This window comes from Terrisporobacter muris, assembly GCF_024621905.1.
In the GTDB taxonomy this organism is placed as follows: Bacteria; Bacillota; Clostridia; order Peptostreptococcales; family Peptostreptococcaceae; genus Terrisporobacter; species Terrisporobacter muris.
In genome coordinates, this window is record NZ_JANKBY010000493.1 from 1 (window position 1) to 1,950 (window position 1,950).

Here is a 1,950-nt window from a genome sequence, read left to right on the forward strand (position 1 = left end):
GATCTAGGAGGAAATTATGGAGTTTAATACATATGGGGAAGATAAGTCTTATGAAAACTTTATTTATCTAGGGATTAAACTTACAAACAATGCTGTTTATAAAATAAATAGAATAATTAATAGTGACGAAAAAAATAAATATGTTAGTTTGATAGATGATAATAGAAAAGATGAAGTATTGAATATTATTTTAGAAGATGTAATATATGATTTTTATTTGATGGATATTACAGTACTTGGAGATTCAGATAGAAAAACTAGATTAATGATGACCAGTGATACTGAAAATATTAATAATCGAAATTTTATGAACAAAAGAGGTGGTAAAATATTATGTGTAGATGGTGTAAATATTGATAAACAGCATTTTTTAGTAACAAATTTATGTCTAGCCTCTGATGAATATGGAAATAAAAAAAATAATTGTTATTTTCAAAAAATAAAATTGTGTACAGAAGAAAGTATTAAAAATATATGCATCAGCAATGATATATTATCTATAATAAAAAAAGCTGATAGTTATGATACTTTAGTTGATAAAACTGATAAAGTTAAAAAATCTAGTAAAGAAAGGGGAATAATAAAAAGAGAGGCTTATATTTATAGAACTATGCCTATTAAAGAAAAAAGTAATTTGTCAATAGAAGTCCAAAACAGAATAGATGAATGGGATCATTATTTAAAAATAATAGAAGACAATGCAAGACACTCACAATTGGAGATAAAATATAAGGGATACAAAAGTAATAGTGATTTTACAAAATGTACCATGAATTTTAAATCATTTACTAATGAAGAAATTGAGAAGTTGCAAAATTTCAGAAATGATAGGGTAATACTGTTTTATGATAAGGAAATCGAAAACTCTAATGAAAGAGTAGAAGATAATATAGGTTCTATATATAAGATAAATATAGAAAATAAGTCTATTGTAATTGAATTAAATGATGAGTTTCAAGAATTACTTTTAGAAAATAAAACAGTATTTCCAAATAAAGGATATTTGAGAATATCTAAAATGGGGGATTTGGCTCAAGCCATCAATTTAAGACGAGGATTATACTTATTAAAATCAGGACAATCTTTAAATAATCAATTGGCAACTATTTTATTTGACACTAAAAATTTAGAATATAAAAAAGAGGATGAAGAAGTTATTTTGAATGTAAATAACTTATTATTAAATACTTTAAATAATAGCCAGATAAAAGCAGTGCAAGGAGCTTTAAATTCAAAGGATGTATTTGTTATTCAAGGACCACCTGGAACAGGAAAAACTACAGTAATTGCAGAAATTTGTTATCAAAATGCTATTAGAGGATTAAAAACCTTGATAGCATCTCAGTCAAATTTGGCAGTTGATAATGCACTAGGGAGGATAATAGATAACCCTAGGATTAGAGCTTTAAGAACTGGTAATTTATCCAGAGTTGAAAGTGAAGGAGAAAAATATACGGAAGGAAATGTGGTAAAAACTTGGCTAGATACGACATTAGACATTTGTAAAAATAATTATAAAAAGAAACATCTATTATTAGAAAAAATAGTTTTGCATTTAGATAATGTTAAAAAGTATGAGGCCTACAAAGAAAATCTAATAATATTGGAAAGAAATATAAATAAGATTAATACAAAGATTAAAACTTTAGAAGAAATATTAAATGGAATAAAACCTATTTCATATGAAATAAGAGCAATAAAGTCATTTGCATATAATAGTGAGCATCTAAGTCATATTAAAATTATAAATTCTAAAATACTTAGATTAAAGAAATTTTTGGAAGTAAGAGACAATGAAATATGTATATCAATAATTAATGAATTAAATAATTTATATGAAAACAATTATAGTTGTTATTGTGCAGTAGAAAAAATAGCAGCTTTTGAGAATGAAATAAGATTTATAAAAAATTCAAAAAAATATGAGGATAAGTTAGAATCATTTGAAAA

1 protein-coding gene is annotated in these 1,950 nt (G+C 24.4%); it reads left to right on the plus strand.

Annotated elements, in window-relative coordinates; genetic code table 11:
- Positions 1-16: 16 nt before the first annotated feature.
- A partial coding sequence (locus tag NSA58_RS19650; protein ID WP_257560891.1) for an AAA domain-containing protein occupies positions 17-1,950 on the plus strand: 1,934 nt, incomplete at its 3' end.